We start from the raw sequence: 18101 nt of genomic DNA on the forward strand, positions 1-18101 counted from the left end.
TTTTTATTTGTGGGTAAAAGTGAGCTTCTTAACTTGATGCGTATGGTTTATTTAACACTTCCGATATACAACTAAAAAATAGCAAATTCTCTATAATTTGAATATAATTCTAGCTTTACCTAAACAGAAAGATGAACTACTTAATGGATTGTGTTTTTACATCTCTTTCCTTGCCACTTTTTATTACTGAGAATTATTTGTTAATTACCGCGTTGATCCCACTTTTAAGCGCATTAGCTATTTTTTTTACTAGTAAATGGCCCAAAGTGAATAATAGCGTTACTGTTGCTTCTTCTATGCTTCTATTTGCATATACATCTCTATGCACTTTATATTTGGTATATGGTGATCATCCTCAATTTATTCTCATGGACTTCGGTAATAATTTTCATATTAGTTTAAAGCTAGAGTCTAGTGGAGCAATATTCAGTTTATTAATATCATTTTTGTGGGTGCTGACCAGTATATATGCAATATGTTATATGCAGAATAACTATGCTGATAGCAATCACTCAAGTTTTCTATGCTTTTTTTCAATATCAATTAGCTGTGCAATGTTTATTGCTTTTTCTGGAGATTTGCTTACTACATTTATTTTTTATGAGCTTCTAACTATTAGTACATACCCTTTAGTTACTTATAACTCAACAAATGAATCAGTGGTTGCAGGGCGCTATTACTTTGGTGTGCTGTTTTTCTCTTCTTTAGTGTTATTTTTTCCTGCAATAGGCCTTTTATATAATGAATTTCATACTTTAGATTTTGTAAGTGGTGGAATATTCAAATTTGATACTTCACTCATAACTTTTATTGCAGTGTGTTTTGCTATGCTAATTTATGGGATAGGAAAATCTGCGTTAATGCCGATGCATTTTTGGTTACCAAAAGCAATGGTTGCACCAACTCCTGTAAGCGCACTACTACATGCCGTTGCTGTTGTGAAATCCGGAGTTTTCATCATCATAAAAGTCATATTATACACCTTTGGCGTCGATACCATGCAACGTTTTGTGGAGCAAAATTGGTTTGCTGGAGGATGGCTTCCGTACGCTGCTGGATTTACTATTATTACTGCATCGTTAATTGCATTAAAGCAAAAGGAATTAAAGAAATTGCTTGCTTATTCTACTATCTCTCAGTTGTCATATATTATATTGTTTGCTTCAATTTTTAGTGAACTCAGTATGAGGGTTGCAATTTTTCAATTAGTTTGCCATGCGTTTGCAAAAATTACTTTATTTTTTGTTGCAGGTAGCATAATAACAAAAACGGGTGAAAAATATATAGATAGAATTCACGGTATAGGACGTAGTATGCCAATTAGCATGACAGCATTTACCATAGGTGCATTATCCATGATAGGAGTACCTCCTGCTCCGACCTTTTGGAGCAAATTTCTCATCTTTCAAGCTGTTTTTAACTCTAGTAATGTAACACTTTCTATATTTGTAGCTCTGGTGTTAATTGTCAGTACTATACTCAACGCTCTATACTTCTTACCGATAATTTACAATGCTTTTTTCTTAAAACCTTCTAGAAATTATTTTATTAAAAAGACACCAATCCTTCTAGTTTTACCTCCAGTTCTTACTGCTGCGTGTACTGTAATTATTTTTTTCAGTAATCATCTATACTTATAATTATTAACAATAAATTTAAATGGTACTGTTCCACCTAGAGTTGCTTTTATATTTGACAAAGTGAAGCTAACTTCCACAGCATAATCTTTCGTTTTATTATTTTGCTCAGCTGTAAAAATTACAGTAGCGTTTCCAGCAAATGTAACTAAGTTCTTGGTCAACCGGTCAATAGATAATGTTGTTACATTTATGTTGGTAATTTTTCTTGTGGATGAAACAGCTTCATCGTTTACTTTTTCCTGAAAGTCTTGATAGATTTTATATATAGAATTGTTTTTTATAAAATTTTCTTGATACTTTGATTCAACGATCTGAGAGGACTCGTATGCTTCAACGTATTGACTTACCAAGTACCTTGCTATGGAAGTGTATTCATCTTCTTTTTCACTAAAACTAAGTTTATGTATTGTAGAAAACTCATCTTCTGTTTGGTTCGTGTACTTCACAAAATTTAAATCTTTTTTAACAGGAAGTAATAGGTATATGTTTAGTAATGATAAAAATAAACATACTAAGAGAAGTAACGCTATTAACGCCATCCAAGATCTTTCTACAACGCAGAACAGGTATCTGTGGCAATACCATTCTACTGCTTTCCTGAAATAACTTTTGTTTTTTACTGATTCAACTTCCATAACCTAATTATAATAACTCTAAAAAAACTTTAAAATATGTCTAAATTTTCCAAAATAGGATGAATGATTATATCACCTTGTTCTGCAATAAGGTGAAATTTATCAATTTTCTTCACATCTAAATTTATCATTTTTACACTGAAGCTTTCAGGATCATAAGTATTACTTTCTGCACTTTTGTGATAATTATAGTAGTGTAATTTATTTTGATCATCAAAATAACCAAATTCATCATCAAGGGTTCCCACTTTTCTGCCTTTACCGTCTCTGACTAGCTCAAACAGATCAATTACATGGTTTTCAGATCCAGGCTCAATAAGACCTTCTACAGCAAAAAATTTAGGTGCATGACCAACATACTCCTTAAATTTTAGATTATTAGTCTTTTTTACACTACCAAAATCCACGAATTTATATTCATCTGAAAGATAAGAATATTGTGGATCATACTTTTTATATTCAAAAAACTCATTACCTAAAAAATTACAAAACGTTAGTTTATAGTCATCATGATTGAGTTTAATAACTTTAAGATAATGAAAATCTCTAGGAATCTTTACTTCTTCTTTCGTAATATGATTAAGTATGACTAACTCGCCACTGAGCATGAGATGGCCAATTTTTGGCAAAGTAGCTATATTGATTGCCTTATTGAGCTTAAAATTTGCTTCATAGATACCACTTGACAGCTCCTTCCCTTTTTCTAAAGTGACGTCTTGGTCTAAAGCTGTATTCTTGAGTAAACTCAATTATTTCTGCATGTTCAATATGGTTTTTGTTAAAACTTCTATTGATTGCCATAAAGTTAATTTATTATCAGTCAAACTATATACTTTAAGTATTAAATTATCAGGATTTTATCATGAATTTATGTTAAAAGTATTATATTTTTGTGTCATGATGTTAACTACATTAGCTAAAACATGCTTTTTATCTAAGCGAAATTGCTTTGCAGCAACGAAAAGCTCATCTATTTCTTTCCACTGACTTAGCAGAATTTCAACATTATTTACTTCTTTCTTTATACTTTCTAAAATAAAGGTTTGAATTATATGCGATGCTAGTTCTAACTCAATTTCACTATTAATTATTTTGTGAATTATATCGGAATTATTTAGGTTATAGAAAAGTGTATAAAAATGTTTGTGTGACTCATAAGCACCACTGTTTATTGCATCTATTATTATTCCCGGAGTTCCAGGAAATAAAGTAATGATTTCACTAAATATTTTATCGTCAAATTTACATTGAGATGAAACAATTTGCTTTGTTTCATCGTAAGTTAATGGAAGTAAATTTAGCTGAAAACACCTACATCTAATAGTGACTTGTATATCATATGGCTTATGGCTAATTATAAGTATTTTGGAATTTTTTGGCGGCTCCTCTAATATTTTTAATATTGCATTTTTAGCATTATCAGTCATTGCCTCTAAGCTATCTATTATAGCTATTTTGTGTTCTGATTGAATGGGGCTTAGGTACAGAAAATTTTTCATTTCTCTCACCTTTTCCACTCCTATTGTATCACCTTCAACAATGTGTAAGTCTAATGCTACTTCATCGTAATTTTTGATAAGAAACCAATTAGAAAAGGATTGTGCAAGTGTTGCTTTTCCTATGCCTTTTTTACCACAGATCAGCCAAGATTGAACAGACAAGTTGTTCATTATCTTTTTTTTTGCTTGGTTGTGGCCTATCACCTTTTTCATTCTTTCTCCTATAGATCTTAGTTTGAAAATTCGTTATTTATTGTTTGTAATGAAATTTTACCTTTTCTTAAAACCTTAATCTTGTCTCCAGTTAAGTCAATAATAGTAGATTCTATACCAGAAACTAATTCATCATCTTCAATTACTGCAGATAAGTGTTGCTTAATAGACTGAGGTATATCTCTTGCTTTGCATATACTTTTTTCTCCTGAAATGTTAATACTAGTTGCAACTACTGGAGTTTTCAGTTCATTTAATATTGAAATCGCAATAGGATGATCAGGAATTCTTATGCCTATACTATCTTTAAAGAACTCATTTGGTAATATACTGTTATCTTGAAGTGGTAAAATATAGGTCATTGGTCCAGGAGAAAAATAGTTTATTAAATCGATATACTCTTCCTTTACCTTTGCTATATTTATCAAACTATCAATATTACTAACAAATACAGAGAGCGGCTTGTTTTGAGAACGCTTTTTTATTCGATATATTTTTTCTATAGATTCGTTACCTAGCGCATTACAAGAAAGAGCATATACTGTCTCTGTTGGAAAGCATGCTAACAAATTATTTTTTATTGCATTTATTACTTCAAATACCATATAGCTAAAACTTATGTCTACAATAGCTATGGGTTTACCGTTATCTCGCTATATGGTAGCAATTAAGATACCGAAATGGCTACTGTTGTATACTTACAGTAAATTTTATTAGCAACTGCTCGTTTTTACAACAGATTTACTACAATCCGAACTCCTCATTGATTTTATCGACTATCGTCTGTGGTGGATCATCTCCCCATCCTGAATATAAAATCTCTCCATAATCTGCAACATCTATAGAGCCAGTTCTACTTTTTGCCAGAAACATTTCTCTTTTATCTTTATCAACTAATACATAGTGCCAAGCTGATCTTCCTCGATCTTTACCACGAACTAGATATATTAGATCTGATCTACTTCTTCTTGTTGCATCAGCAAAGGATCTTTCATTGATAGTTCTGCTTTTACTCTTTATGCCGCCACTTTCAGAAAAAGCTTCCTTGGCTTCAGATTTTTTGTTTGCCAATTCAGAAATTTTTCCTTTTGCTCCTAGTGCATGTTCTTTGGTATTTTGAGATGAATACTTACTGGAAAAACCTCCTCTTGTCTCATTAGAAGTCCTATTTGTAAAACGCTTAGTAAACGAGTTATCGTTATCATTTTCTGCCATAAAAGTCTCCAAATTTTAGATTGTAGAATCCAAATTTTTACTACACCCTATCATAGGTTAGTTAAATTAATATAAATGAAAGATAATATAGTAATTATTACAGGAATTACAGCCTCAGGTAAATCAGAATTATGCGATAACTTGATAAAAAAGCATAAAAACATTAGCATAATAAACTGTGACTCAAAGCAGGTATACAAAGAGATTCCCGTAATTACTGCTCAACCACCAAAGCAGAAAGAATTTTATAGGCTATACGGTTATGTTTCAGCAAGAGAAAATTATTCCGTAGGTTTATGGCTAGAGGATTTAAAGAGGGAAGTTAACAACGCGCTGAAAAATTCACGAATACCCATCATCACTGGAGGAAGTGGGCTTTACATTAGCAGCTTAATCAAGGGATTATCATCGATTCCACAAATAAGCCAAGAAGTGAGAGAAAACGTAAATGAACTTAGGAAAAATTTAAGTAAAGAGGAATTCTACAAATTAGTGCTAAGCAAAGATCCAAGGATTCAAGGTAAAATATTTATTAATGACTCACATCGCCTCTCAAGAGCACTTGAAGTTATCACTGAAACTGGCAAGACAATCTTTGTATGGCAAGAAAATAGACAGCTTCCTTTGTTCAATAATTTTAAGGTATATACAATTTTACCTAAACGTGAGGATATATACCGAAAAATAAATTCTCGTTTTATTGAAATTGTTGAAAATGGAGCAATTGATGAAGTAAAAAACCTACTTAGCATGAACCCATCTCCACATTTGCCAGCTATGAAAGCACATGGAGTACCAGAAATTATAAGATACTTAAAAGGGGAGATTACTTTAGACGAAGCAATACAGATTGCTCAAACAAACACAAGGCATTATGCAAAACGCCAGTACACTTGGTTTAAAAATCAATTTCCGAATTCTCAAGTGATTGACTGTGCAAATAAATTGACAGAATTTTAGATATTTTGATTATTATGTATTATATTGCTATGCCTATGCAAACTTTTCTTGATAGTATTAAACTTTTTTCTTAAAGAACTTTCATCATTGCCTAAATTGTGATTATTAAATTCTTTGTAAAAATATTTTTACTTATGAAGCGCTACTATACCTGTAAGAGCCTTTATCACTAAATGAACTATATCACGCAATATTTCATCCTCAATTTTTCTATATTCTCTCACTAATCTTGTAACCACAATCTCCACTTTCATATTCTTGTATAGCTCTTATCATAATAGTAGGAACAAGATAAGATAGTGATTTAGTGTAACAAGAAGGTAAAAATGCCAGCAGCGTACAGTTATGACTTAAGGAAAAAAGCCATTCAGGCGTTGGATGAAGGAGAGAGCAAAACAGCAGTAGCAAATTTTTAGCACTCTCTAATAACTTCAACATCACTAAATTCAAGGGCTTGGCCTTCTATTATTTGGAATCTTTCATGTCCTTTTCCTGCAACTAGCAGAATCATATTTTCATCATGAGCTATGCTTATGCCTCTCTCTATAGCTTCTTTTCTATCTCCTATCTCCAGTGCATCAGGGCAATGTAGCAAAATATCGTGACGAATTTTCCCCGGATCTTCATCACGCGGATTGTCATCTGTGACTATAACTTTACCTGCAAGCATTTGTGCTATTTTACCCATCTCTGCACGTTTTGTTTGATCACGATTTCCGCCACAACCAAAAACTAGAATTATTTTTTTATTGAAGTGCCATTTTAAAGACAACAAAGCTTGTTTGAGTGCACTTGGAGTATGAGCATAATCGACAAATGCAAAAGTGTTTACTTTTTCCATTCTTCCAGGTGGAGAATCGAGTTTATCTATAAACATTCTTTGATAGTCCATACCAGATGAAATAACTATACCGATTGCACACAACAAGTTATATGCTTGAAACTGCCCAAGGATCGGAAAAAATGAGTTATAAATTTCATCACCGATTTTAATTGTCAGGTGTTGACCATTTGCAGTGGGTATCTGCTTTAATAAAGTAATGTCAGAGCTTTTTTTTCCATAGGTTATAACTTTGTTGCCACGCTTTTCAGATATATTGAGCAACTCTCCGTATTCGCCTATATCTGTATTTAAAACCGCTGTTTTTTCTTTTGGCAACACCTCATAAAACAACCTTTTCTTAGCCTCAAAATACTCATCAATACTTTTGTGATAGTCCAAATGATCTTGGGAGAAATTAGTAAAAGCTGCAGCAGTGAACCTGAATCCATGGATTCTGTATTGATCGATTCCATGGCTTGAAGCTTCTAATGCTAAGTGCTCTACGTTTTTATGATTTACATCACGCAATGTGGAATAAAGATCATATACACATGGAGTTGTAAGATTATCTCTATTACCTTTTCTGTCATCATTGATGCACGTTCCAAGTGTTCCTATAGATGCTGCATTATCTTGCCAAATCTGGCGACAAAATTCCACCACTGAAGTTTTACCATTCGTACCAGTTACAGCAGCAACATATTTAGGTTGTTTGAATTGATAAAACCTGCTGACTATTTCACTGTATATTTCTTGAGGGTTTGGGTGAAAAATATGGATTCCAGTGTCACGCACTGGAATGACATCATTTGTTATGCAATCACTTACAATTATCGCTTTAGCTCCACAAGATAATATCTGATCTATGTAAATCCTATCCCTTTCTGACACACAAACAAAAAGGTAACCTTCTTTGACTCTCTTAGGATTACATGTGACGCCTTTGATTTCAATATCAAAGTCAGCATTTACAATGTTATACAGTAGCTCTTTCAGTCTCACAATCATCTTTAACACTTGAACATGGCAGTCTTATTAATGCATTATTCAAGTCAAAAATCAAATCTTCAGGATCTTCTAGTCCGCAAAATATTCGCACAAAACTTCCACCATAATCTGAATTCATTACAGATCTTGACATAGATCTATGGTCTATTGGTAATATCAAACTGTCACATCCTCCCCAAGAAGCACCAATGCCGAAAACTTTCGTGTGATCAACCATGCAGCTTAGTTCCTCACATGAATATTCTCTATCGAGTACTATACTAAATACGCTACTTGCCCCTTTGAAATAACTTTTCCATAATTCATGATGAGGATAGGAAAAAAGTGCCGGGTATAAGACTTTTTTGATTTTTGGATGTTTTTCCAGCCACTTTGCCACTTGCATTGCTGTACTTTGATGTTTCCTCATGCGTGTTTGCAGTGTTCTTAGTCCCCTATGCGCAAGGTAGCAGTCGTGCGATTGAATGGTTACTCCATAATTTTTATAGTTCTCATAAAGCAATTTAAAAATTTTACCTTCAGCAACCATAGCTCCCATCACTAAATCCGAGTGACCGGCTAGATACTTTGTCACAGCGTATAGTGCAACATCAATTCCATAATCAAGAGGCTTAAATAACAAAGGAGTGGCCCATGAATTGTCACAAACGGTTACGATTCCACGTTCTTTAGCAACTTCTACTATATGCTTTATGTTTGAAATCTCAAACGTTATAGAACCAGGAGTCTCAATCATGATGAGTGAAGTATTACTCTGAATTAAACTAGTTATATCCTGTGTTGGATCATAAAAAGTTACTTCTACTCCTCTTTTTGGTAGTTCATTTTCGGCAAATCTCTTTAGCCTATAATAACTATTATCTTGTATCAGGACATGTGAACCTGCTTCAGTAAAAGTCAAAATAGCAAAAGTAAGTGCAAATAATCCAGAAGGATAGATGAGTGCTTGTCCCCTACCCTCAATTTCAGCCAGCGCATTTGAAAGATAATGAACAGTAGGCGTACCAACATTACTGTAACTGTAATCCCTTGCAACACCATCTTTGATCACATCATATATACTCTCACCATTTGCTGCACTTAAGTAGTCCTTGTAAGTAGGAAATAATATGGTAGAAGAATGATAAATTGGTGAATTCATCGATCCTTTATAATCATTAAATTTTCTTCCTGCTTTAACTAATAAAGATTCTACTCTCACGTTTCTACTATTTATTTTTTAAATTATATTCACTTTGCGTATATAAGTTAAGAGAAATCGCATGTACTCGTTCTATTTCACTCTTTAATAATTCATAGATCAATTTATGCCTCTTTAAAGAGCTCATTCCAGAAAAGTCGTTAGATATTAATACTAATTTGATATGTGAAGGTAGTGTCGAAGAAGAAGAAAAATAATGATCTACATGCTTTGCTGATTCATCGATAATATTAATATAAATTACACCTATTGAATCGCGTAATTTTTCTTCTATTGTCTTAATAATATCCACAATAGTTCCTTTAAGCAACAATACGCTCCTCTTGTCATCCCACAGTATCTGGGCACTGGGATGACAATCGAATTACTTATTCTCTTCTTTATTATCCATGTCTTGATAATCAGAATCTACTACTTTTTCTTCCTCATTATTTGTTGTGGATGAGCTTTCTCCACCTTGTTGTTGTTGAGATTCCTTATACATAGCTTCTCCAAGTTTCATAGATAACTGAGAGAGGTTAGTAACTTTCTGTTGTATTGAATCAGCATCATCAATGTTGTCAGATTTACTCACTTCCTTTAACTCATTAACTGCATTTTCAATAGCAGATTTATCTTCTGGAGAAATTTTATCACCATATTCTGTCAGAGATTTTTCTGTAGAATGAACTAAACTATCCGCTTGATTCTTCACTTCAATAAATTTCTTACGCTTTTCATCTTCTTGTGCTTTTTCCTCAGCTTCTCTCACCATCCGATTTATTTCATCCTCCGATAAACCACCTGAAGACTGAATACGTATTTTTTGCTCTTTTCCAGTAGCTTTATCCTTTGCAGAAACATGCGCTATTCCATTTGCATCTATATCAAATGTCACCTCAATTTGAGGAACCCCGCGAGGAGCAGGTGGTATTCCTTCTAAACTAAACTGACCAAGCAGTTTATTATCAATCGCCAATTTTCTTTCACCTTGATGTACCTTAATTGTAACGGCTGTTTGTTTATCTTCTGCAGTTGAAAACACCTGAGATTTTTTTGTGGGAATAGTAGTATTACGTTCAATAAGTGGAGTGAACACTCCCCCTAGAGTTTCAATACCAAGAGAAAGTGGATTTACGTCAAGTAGTAACACATCTCTTACATCACCTTGAATAATTCCTGCTTGTATTGCAGCTCCAATTGCTACAACTTCATCAGGGTTAACTCCTCGATGTGGATCTTTGCCAAAGAATTCTTTAACTTTCTCTATAACTTTTGGCATACGAGTCATGCCTCCAACCAGCACTACCTCTCCTATTTTACCAGCAGATAAACCAGCATCTTCAAGAGCTTTTTTACAAGGAATCATGGTCCTTTCAATCAAATCACTCACTAAGCTTTCAAGCTTTGCCCTTGTTAGCTTCATATTTAAGTGTTTTGGACCACTTGCATCAGCTGTAATAAACGGTAGATTTACTTCTGTTTCCATTGCACTTGACAATTCTACCTTTGCTTTTTCTGCAGCTTCTTTGATTCTTTGCATAGCCATTGGATCATTTTTCAAATCAATGCCATTACTTTTCTTGAATTCACCCAGTAAATAATTTACTACTGCATTATCGAAGTCTTCCCCTCCAAGGTGAGTATCACCATTTGTAGCCTTTACTTCAAAAACTCCGTCACCTATTTCAAGAACTGAAACATCAAATGTACCACCACCAAGATCATACACTACTATTGTGTGTCCGTGCTTTTTATCAAGACCATAAGCAAGTGCTGCAGCAGTTGGTTCGTTAATTATTCTGAGGATATTTAATCCAGCAATTTTTCCTGCATCTTTTGTTGCTTGACGTTGAGAATCATTGAAGTACGCCGGCACTGTTATCACAGCATCCTTTACTTCTTCCCCAAGATAAGCCTCAGCTGCTTCTTTCAGGTTTTGTAGTATAAATGCACCAATTTGACTAGGAGAGTATTCTTTACTATCAGTTGTTTTAACCCATGCATCACCATTTTTTGCTGCAAATACCTTATACGGTACACCTAGATTCTTCATTTCAGGATCGCTATATTGGCGACCTATCAATCTCTTAGTTGCAAAAAAAGTATTATTTGCATTGGTAGTTGCTTGCCTTTTTGCTGGAGCACCAATCAAGCTTTCTCCAGACGAAGTAAATGCAACTATAGACGGAGTAGTTCTTGCTCCTTCTTTATTCTCGATTACTTTTGCATCCTTGCCTTGCATTATTGCAACACAAGAATTTGTTGTTCCAAGATCTATACCTATTGCTCTTCCCATAATGAATACTCCCTTTTAAATATTATCTGATGTAAAATATATAAGTATAAAACTCGTTAATTACAAGTCCCATTTATTTGTTAGAGCCCAAAAGGCGCGAAAGCCATTTAGTTAACCAAAAGTTGCCCGGTAGTTTACCAGCTTCTTTATCCCTGCTATTCACAATTTGACATCCAGAATTCTGCAATGGCTTATAATCATTAAAATTAATACGGTCTCCTTGCTTTAAAATAAATGTATCTGCATCTAAACTATTATCAATACTAACATTTAATGTAATATTGAACTCTTTTTCGATTGTAGAAACCATATCACGCTTATTATTAAAAATGTGCGCTATAACTGCACTGCGTGCTATTAAATCAAAGGACTTATTTTGATTTTTATTAGCAATATGTTGCAAATCCCTTAGTATAGATGCAACAACCACTTCGTTTGATTTCACTCTTCCAATACCTTTACAGCTTAAGCACTCTGTAGTATTAATTTCCTGTATATTTGGTTTAATTCTTTGTCTTGAAAAGACCATTAAACCAAAGTCATTGATAAAGCTAAATTGAACTTTAGCTTTATCATCTTTAAACGCCTGCTTGATAGCAAATTCAACATTTTTGCAATACTCAAGTTTCAACATGTCAATAAAATCAACAACTATTAACCCTGATAAGCCCCTGAGATTCGCTTGCCTTGATATTTCAGATAATGCCTCCATATTAGTTCTATAAGCTGTTTCTTCTATGTTATCTTCTCCTGTCATTTTCCCTGAATTTACGTCTATTGAAACAAATGCCTCAGTTAAGGTTATCACCAAGGACCCACCAGATGGTAATTCTACTCTATTGCTATATAATTCAGAAATTTGATCTTCTACTCGATAGCAAGTAAAGATTGGAACAGAACCTCTATATAATCTAGGACGCAATTTTCCTTGTAACACATTTTTAGTGTATTTTCTTACCGCTTCACAAACTTCTCTATCAGATACTATAATTTCTGTATCATTACTACAAAAGTCACGTACAGATCTCATAACTACATCTGCTTCGTTGTAAATTAATGATGGAACATTTAAAGAAGAGAAGTTTTGCTGGATATTTTGCCATAATAAGGTCAAATTATTGTAATCTTGCTCAATTTCTTTCTTACTTTTTCCTGCACCAACAGTTCTTACTATTAAACCTGAGCCTTTTGGTAAATTTATTGAATTTAATATATCCTTTAACTGTTTTCTAACGTTGGTATCTTCAATTCTGCGAGATACTCCACCCATACTTACGGAATTGGGCATGAAAACACAGTATCTACCGACCAAAGTTACGTATGTTGTAAATGAAGCTCCTTTATTTCCTCGTTCTTCTTTAGTTAATTGAACTAATAACTTTTGATTTACTGAAATCACATCTTGTAACTTATATTTTCTATGTAAAGGTACCCCCCTCACAAAACCACTGCTGGATTCATTACTAGCTGTAGAATCTAGGCCTTCTTCTGTGCAATTATCATTTGAACAGTCCACACCGCTCGAATAGTCTTCATCAGGGAAAATTTCCTTCTCTTTTTCTGGAATATTAAAATAATTTAGAGATATCTCAGAAAAAGACAAAAAACCTTGCTTATTTTTTCCATACTCAATGAACACGGCCTGCAAAGCAGGCTCTATACGCTTTACATAAGCAACGTATATATTACCTCTTAATTGTTTTTTTTCCTTGAATTCTTGTTCAAACTCTACAACCCTACCATTAACTAGTAGGGCAACCCTTACCTCGTTAGAACAGGTAGTACTTTCTATCAACAATAACCTTTTGCCATCACTCACCACTTATTTACCGTCTACTTTCCATTCTGAAATGTTCTTATACTACTTAATATATTATTGATTGTCAAGAATTTTGCGATCTGCATTATTGGGTTGACTTTCAGTGTTTTGCGTAATAAACTTGCATAGAGTTTATTATGTCACTAACAATTATGGCGAAAAAAAATGCTTCTTTGCTTGTCAAGCTAGTTAGCACTGCAACTAAAACAACAAAAACTGGAGAAGAGAAACTAACAGGCTATTTTTGTGTAAAAAAACGTAATCCTAAGAACCTTCCCAAGAAGCTAGAGTTTAGGAAGTATGACCCAGTGGTCAGAAGACACGTATTATTTAAAGAAGAAAAATTAAAGTAAGTATATTATCATGCAAAGCTTACAGCTAAAAGGAGTGTAGCTTATTGCTCACTAGTTATACTGTTTTGCATTAGAGAAAGTCTGTTTGAGGTTTTGAAAGATTACGGGAACTTATATAAGTTACGGGAAATTGAGCCACCTGAATAATGGCTGAAAATGGTAGCGTTTTTGTCCTGATCTGGTCTTTTTATTGCTTAAATGGGACTTGATCTGACACTTTAAATGATCCAGATATTCTATATACCATCACACTCTGGGACCATACACTTAGAGGTTGTTCACAAACTTTTGAATTCTTTTGTTAAACTTTTACAGAAAAAAATTGCTTGCGCATATTTTAAATCTGACTATAATCATAGTAAAAGATATTTTAAGAGCTCAAAATCTATCTTTATCTGCAGACTTTTTTCATTAAACAATCAAACTCATTAAAAAATGTGGCATATCTTCTTCAGCGTACGTGGGTGCACACACATACTTAATCTCTGTCGTATGTGCGCCGCACTTTTTTTTCTAATCTTTTTTACACAGGAGGATTTTATGTCCAGAATGCCAGATACTTGATCTTTACTTTAGCTAAAAACCAATAGGCGCCTATGGTTTTTATAAAGAAAGTTTGGAAAATAACCAAAAACCACTTGCCATAAAAAGTAACTATATTAGTATGATATTCACATTTATATGTTAATATAGATATAATCAGATTAAGGAGTATATTATGGTAAAATTTACACAAGATTCTGCTTCATTGACAGTGCATGGTGTTGATTTACTTAATTTGTGCCACAGACAGTGTGAAAATAAATACGAGGGTAATGATTTATTGACAAAAATTAATAGATCTTAGTGTAAGGCTGACTGTAATAGAAAATTAAAAGCTCCTGAACACCATTCACCAGAAAAAGTAACACTTAGTGAACAGTTAACAGATATTGCAAGTAATCTCCGTTTTGAGAGCATAAAATTATCGCTTATATCAGATTAAATAGACAATTACAATTCAATGTCTTTCTAATTAGAGTAAAAGAAGATATTGGTTATCTTCTTTTTTTTATACGATTATTTATATAATTAACTACTTGAAATTAAGTTCGTTCAGGCAAGATAATTATGATTAAAAATAGCAGATGCAAGTAGCTGGCACACAGCTGTACGAGCGTTCATTTTTGAGGGCATAGCAAATGGTGTCATTCAAGTAGCTGACATTGGCTTGCCCTAATCTCATCAAGAACGTTATGCTTTAACATAATATTTTTATGCTTACCAACTTAACTAAATCCCAGACTGGGATGATATACTTCTGGTAGATAATGTCGGTATAGTTGTGATTGTAATAGAAAGCACTAAGTTTGCAATGCTATCTGAATAGATAAAAGAACTCATTACTCAGCGAAACAAGACTTGAAATTTTGTGCAATGCTGCTGATTATATCTAGATATGCATCCTTTCCAGGCTCTACATCTGATCCAATAGGATCAAGAATCACCATTTTTACGTCACTAGAAAAGACATTAGGCTTTATGCTATCCTCTCGTGAATGCGAAACAATACATTTAACGTTTTCCTCTTTCATTACCTTTTTTAATTTCATTAAACTCTTCATACCTATGTAAGAATCTTCTTCTATAGAAAGAATGGCGCTTGGGTAACTTAAATCAAAATATTTTTCGAAATATTGATAAGCATCGTGAGTAACTATGTATTTTTGATTTTTTAACTCATCCAATTCTTTCGTAATTTTTTCTACTTCTTGGTCTATCTCTCTTATAGCACCCTCTGCGTTAGTATTGTATCGATAGGCATTTTCTTTATCTATATTAGATAATGTTGCACTGATAGAAAGTATCATACTTTTTGCATTTTCAGGACTCAGCCAAATATGCAAATCTTTTTCATCTTGAATGTGACTAGAAAATGAATGTGTTCGAGCAGGAAGTAGATCGATTGCACTTGATAGCGGTATTAACTTCTTATTTTCTTTAGTGAAAGTTTTAATGAATGTTTCCAAAGAATCATCGATATAAAATATAATATTGCTAGATTCTAATTTACTTGCGTCTGAAGGCCTGAGCATGTAGTTATGTTCAGACACTACTTCGTACATTAGTAGTTCTGGCTTTGAAATTCCATCTGTAACAGAAGCTACAAGTGAGTGTATAGGTTTGATTGTAGCTACAATTTTTAAATTGGATGAAAAGGCACTATTGTAGTATAATGTAAATGAAAGTAATAGAAAAAAAAACAGTAAATGTCTCATATAAATGTTGAGAAAAAGTCAATTTTTGCCAAAAAATTAAGTAGTGTCAATAACTGCATTCTAAAAATAGAAAACCTTACTCTTTCATACGGTAATAAAAAAGTTCTTGATAATATCAACATATCAGTACAAAGAGGAGATATAGTTACAATACTTGGTCCAAATGGCGGAGGTAAAACCTCTTTAGTGAAAGAAGTTGCTGGTATAAATAAAGGTTTTATTGGCAGTATTGTATTCGCTGACAATATAAAAATTAGCTATATGCCACAAAATTTTAGTATTGGTAATTTGATGCCAATAACAGTTGAGTCTTTCCTTTTCAATAGCTCCTCGAAGAAATTGAAGAAAAATCAACCCATTGTTACAGAAGCAATAGAATTGGTTGGTATCGGTAACATTCTAAAAAATCAAGTATTAGAAATCTCTGCAGGACAAACACAATTACTGCTGCTTGCACGCTGTTTAATTTCAGAATCTGATTTGATCATTTTAGATGAGCCAGTCAGTGCAATGGATATTAACGCACGAGCTAAATTTTATGATATTATAAATAAAATCGCAAAAGAACGATCAGTGTCGATTCTCATGACTTCTCATGACCTTAACTCTGCTCTACCATCCTCAGATTACATAATTTGCATAAATAATACTATCTATTATCAAGGTAAACCTGATGAAATTATGGAGATAAATGAAATATTTGGCAGTTACGCAGCGAAATGATTCAAAATATTCTACGCCTTCTGCAAATAACTACAGTGCTAACACGCTACAATGTGTTACCTTATTTACTTCCACCATCAAAAAAATCAATAAATAAAATACAAGGTCATAAACTAAAGCGTGCTCTTGAAAGATTAGGTCCGGTGTTCATTAAATTTGGGCAATCCATTTCATCACGCACTGATATTTTAAATGAGGACATAACAAATAACTTGCTATTGATATGTGATAGATTGCCATCATTTTCGTATAAAATAGCAGTTAAAACTATAGAAAGTGAGTTTAATTGTAAATTAAGCGACATTTTTTCAAGCTTTTCTGAAAAGCCAATTGCAGCAGCATCAATTTCTCAAGTGCATAGAGCAGTTACAACTGCGGGTAAGGAAGTTGCTGTAAAGGTTTTAAGGCCAAATATTGAGAAAACCTTCTCAAGGGATATAAAAATGCTTTCTTGGCTTGCAGGAATTGCAGAAAAATTTAGTGAACAATCAAAAAGGCTGAAGCCAGTTGAATTAGTCAAAACTTTTGCTGAAATTTGCCGATTAGAGTTAGATCTACGTTTTGAGGCTGCCCACTCTTCGGAACTGAAGGAAAATACTAAACATGACAGAGGTTTCTACGTACCTGAAATAGATTGGAGTAGAACTTCAAAAAAGGTTTTAACATTAGAATGGATGGAAGCTATACCAATATACGAAGTTGAAAAGCTGAATAACCGAAAGCAAATAGCTATCAATCTTATAGAATCTTTTTGTAATCAGGTATATAGGGATTGTTTTTTTCATGCTGATATGCATCCTGGAAATTTAATGATCGATAGTAATAACAATATTATTGCCCTGGATTGTGGAATCATGGGTAGAATAGATCGTGAGACATGCTATTACGTTATAGAGATACTCAAAGGCTTTTTAAATAGGGATTATGATCACGTTGCAAAAATGCACTTTAGAGCCGGTTATGTTCCATCACAGCATAGAAATTTTGTTACAGCTTGCAGAGCAATAGGTGAACCCATTGTTGGACAGCCTATACAGAAGATTTCATTTTCTCGATTACTTAATCAGCTATTAAAAATAACTGGTGATTTTGATATGAAAGTTCAAACACAATTGTTATTGCTGCAGAAAACTATGATTTTATTAGAAGGAACATGTAGGAAAGTCTATCCAGAAATCAATATGTGGAAAGTAGTTGAAACATGGATAAACAGTCAACATGAAAGTAAAATAGGGTATAGGGAAAAAATTAAAAGCTCTTATCCCATCAAAACAATCCAAGGAATATTTAGCCTTATAGAAAAATTAAACCTAATAGCTGACAAAAAATTACAGGTGAAAAATAAATCAAATGGAAAAGCCTACTTTTTACTTTGGTCTGTAATTATAATTCTCATCGTTAAACTTTTAATTTCTTGAACTAAAAGATAATAGAAGCAAGTTTACAACAACTATTTCAGTCTTGAAACCACTCAGG

The 18101-nt window shown here is 33.1% G+C and carries 17 protein-coding genes; 6 read left to right on the forward strand and 11 right to left on the reverse strand.

Translation table 11 applies throughout. The annotated features are described in order from the left end of the window. The first annotated feature begins 143 nt into the window (after positions 1-143). Complete coding sequence (locus AAE962_RS05705; RefSeq protein ID WP_343288925.1) at positions 144-1640, forward strand: proton-conducting transporter membrane subunit; 1497 nt, start codon at positions 144-146, stop codon at positions 1638-1640. Here AAE962_RS05705 and AAE962_RS05710 read toward each other — a convergent pair. From AAE962_RS05710 to AAE962_RS05730, 5 genes are all read right to left on the reverse strand, one after another. Then, entirely contained in the window at positions 1625-2275 is a 651-nt protein-coding gene (locus tag AAE962_RS05710) for a VirB8/TrbF family protein (RefSeq protein ID WP_343288926.1), read from the reverse strand. The two genes, AAE962_RS05705 and AAE962_RS05710, sit on opposite strands and share 16 nt — an antisense overlap. A gap of 29 nt (positions 2276-2304) precedes the next feature. After that, positions 2305-3024 carry a hypothetical protein gene (locus AAE962_RS05715; RefSeq protein WP_343288927.1) on the reverse strand — a complete coding sequence of 240 codons (720 nt, stop codon included), beginning with the start codon at positions 3022-3024 and terminating at the stop codon, positions 2305-2307. Positions 3025-3135: 111 nt separating this feature from the next. After that, positions 3136-3987 carry a DNA polymerase III subunit delta' gene (locus AAE962_RS05720; RefSeq protein WP_343288928.1) on the reverse strand — a complete coding sequence of 284 codons (852 nt, stop codon included), beginning with the start codon at positions 3985-3987 and terminating at the stop codon, positions 3136-3138. 17 nt (positions 3988-4004) lie between these two features. Then, positions 4005-4592, reverse strand: coding sequence for an L-threonylcarbamoyladenylate synthase (locus AAE962_RS05725; protein WP_006013379.1), 588 nt, complete (start codon positions 4590-4592; stop codon positions 4005-4007). A gap of 139 nt (positions 4593-4731) precedes the next feature. Further along, complete coding sequence (locus AAE962_RS05730; RefSeq protein ID WP_343288929.1) at positions 4732-5202, reverse strand: hypothetical protein; 471 nt, start codon at positions 5200-5202, stop codon at positions 4732-4734. Positions 5203-5277: 75 nt separating this feature from the next. Here AAE962_RS05730 and miaA point away from each other — a divergent pair, with 75 nt between their 5' ends. Next, positions 5278-6162 carry a tRNA (adenosine(37)-N6)-dimethylallyltransferase MiaA gene (gene miaA / locus AAE962_RS05735; protein WP_343288930.1) on the forward strand — a complete coding sequence of 295 codons (885 nt, stop codon included), beginning with the start codon at positions 5278-5280 and terminating at the stop codon, positions 6160-6162. A 412-nt stretch (positions 6163-6574) separates the two neighbouring features. Here miaA and AAE962_RS05740 read toward each other — a convergent pair whose 3' ends face one another. From AAE962_RS05740 to AAE962_RS05760, 5 genes are all read right to left on the reverse strand, one after another. Next, the gene (locus AAE962_RS05740) at positions 6575-7993 is read right to left on the reverse strand and encodes a UDP-N-acetylmuramoyl-L-alanyl-D-glutamate--2,6-diaminopimelate ligase (RefSeq protein ID WP_343288931.1); all 1419 of its coding nucleotides are present in this window, start codon (positions 7991-7993) and stop codon (positions 6575-6577) included. Beyond that, positions 7962-9194, reverse strand: coding sequence for a cystathionine beta-lyase (gene metC / locus AAE962_RS05745; RefSeq protein WP_343288932.1), 1233 nt, complete (start codon positions 9192-9194; stop codon positions 7962-7964). The genes AAE962_RS05740 and metC overlap by 32 nt, the downstream gene beginning before the upstream one ends. Before the next feature lie 7 nt (positions 9195-9201). After that, positions 9202-9486, reverse strand: coding sequence for a BolA family protein (locus AAE962_RS05750; protein ID WP_343288933.1), 285 nt, complete (start codon positions 9484-9486; stop codon positions 9202-9204). A gap of 72 nt (positions 9487-9558) precedes the next feature. After that, positions 9559-11472, reverse strand: coding sequence for a molecular chaperone DnaK (gene dnaK / locus AAE962_RS05755; protein ID WP_343288934.1), 1914 nt, complete (start codon positions 11470-11472; stop codon positions 9559-9561). A 73-nt stretch (positions 11473-11545) separates the two neighbouring features. Next, on the reverse strand, positions 11546-13294 hold the full coding sequence (locus tag AAE962_RS05760) for an Rne/Rng family ribonuclease (protein ID WP_343288935.1): 1749 nt from the start codon (positions 13292-13294) through the stop codon (positions 11546-11548). 149 nt (positions 13295-13443) lie between these two features. Here AAE962_RS05760 and rpmG point away from each other — a divergent pair, with 149 nt between their 5' ends. Both rpmG and AAE962_RS05770 read left to right on the forward strand, forming a co-directional pair. After that, positions 13444-13644: a 50S ribosomal protein L33 gene (gene rpmG, locus AAE962_RS05765; RefSeq protein WP_012481745.1), complete on the forward strand. Its 201-nt coding sequence runs from the start codon at positions 13444-13446 to the stop codon at positions 13642-13644. A gap of 718 nt (positions 13645-14362) precedes the next feature. Further along, positions 14363-14491, forward strand: a complete 129-nt coding sequence (locus AAE962_RS05770) for a hypothetical protein (protein ID WP_264374830.1) — start codon at positions 14363-14365, stop codon at positions 14489-14491. Between the two features lie 535 nt (positions 14492-15026). Here the strand turns inward: AAE962_RS05770 and AAE962_RS05775 are convergent. Next, positions 15027-15902 carry a zinc ABC transporter substrate-binding protein gene (locus tag AAE962_RS05775; protein ID WP_343288936.1) on the reverse strand — a complete coding sequence of 292 codons (876 nt, stop codon included), beginning with the start codon at positions 15900-15902 and terminating at the stop codon, positions 15027-15029. Here AAE962_RS05775 and AAE962_RS05780 point away from each other — a divergent pair. Both AAE962_RS05780 and ubiB read left to right on the forward strand, forming a co-directional pair. Then, the gene (locus AAE962_RS05780; RefSeq protein ID WP_343288937.1) at positions 15894-16625 is read left to right on the forward strand and encodes a metal ABC transporter ATP-binding protein; all 732 of its coding nucleotides are present in this window, start codon (positions 15894-15896) and stop codon (positions 16623-16625) included. The genes AAE962_RS05775 and AAE962_RS05780 overlap by 9 nt on opposite strands. Next, the gene (ubiB, locus tag AAE962_RS05785; RefSeq protein WP_343288938.1) at positions 16622-18043 is read left to right on the forward strand and encodes a 2-polyprenylphenol 6-hydroxylase; all 1422 of its coding nucleotides are present in this window, start codon (positions 16622-16624) and stop codon (positions 18041-18043) included. Before AAE962_RS05780 ends, ubiB begins: the two co-directional genes overlap by 4 nt. Positions 18044-18101 lie beyond the last annotated feature (58 nt).

Source organism: Wolbachia endosymbiont of Encarsia formosa, from assembly GCF_039540065.1.
In the GTDB taxonomy this organism is placed as follows: Bacteria; Pseudomonadota; Alphaproteobacteria; order Rickettsiales; family Anaplasmataceae; genus Wolbachia.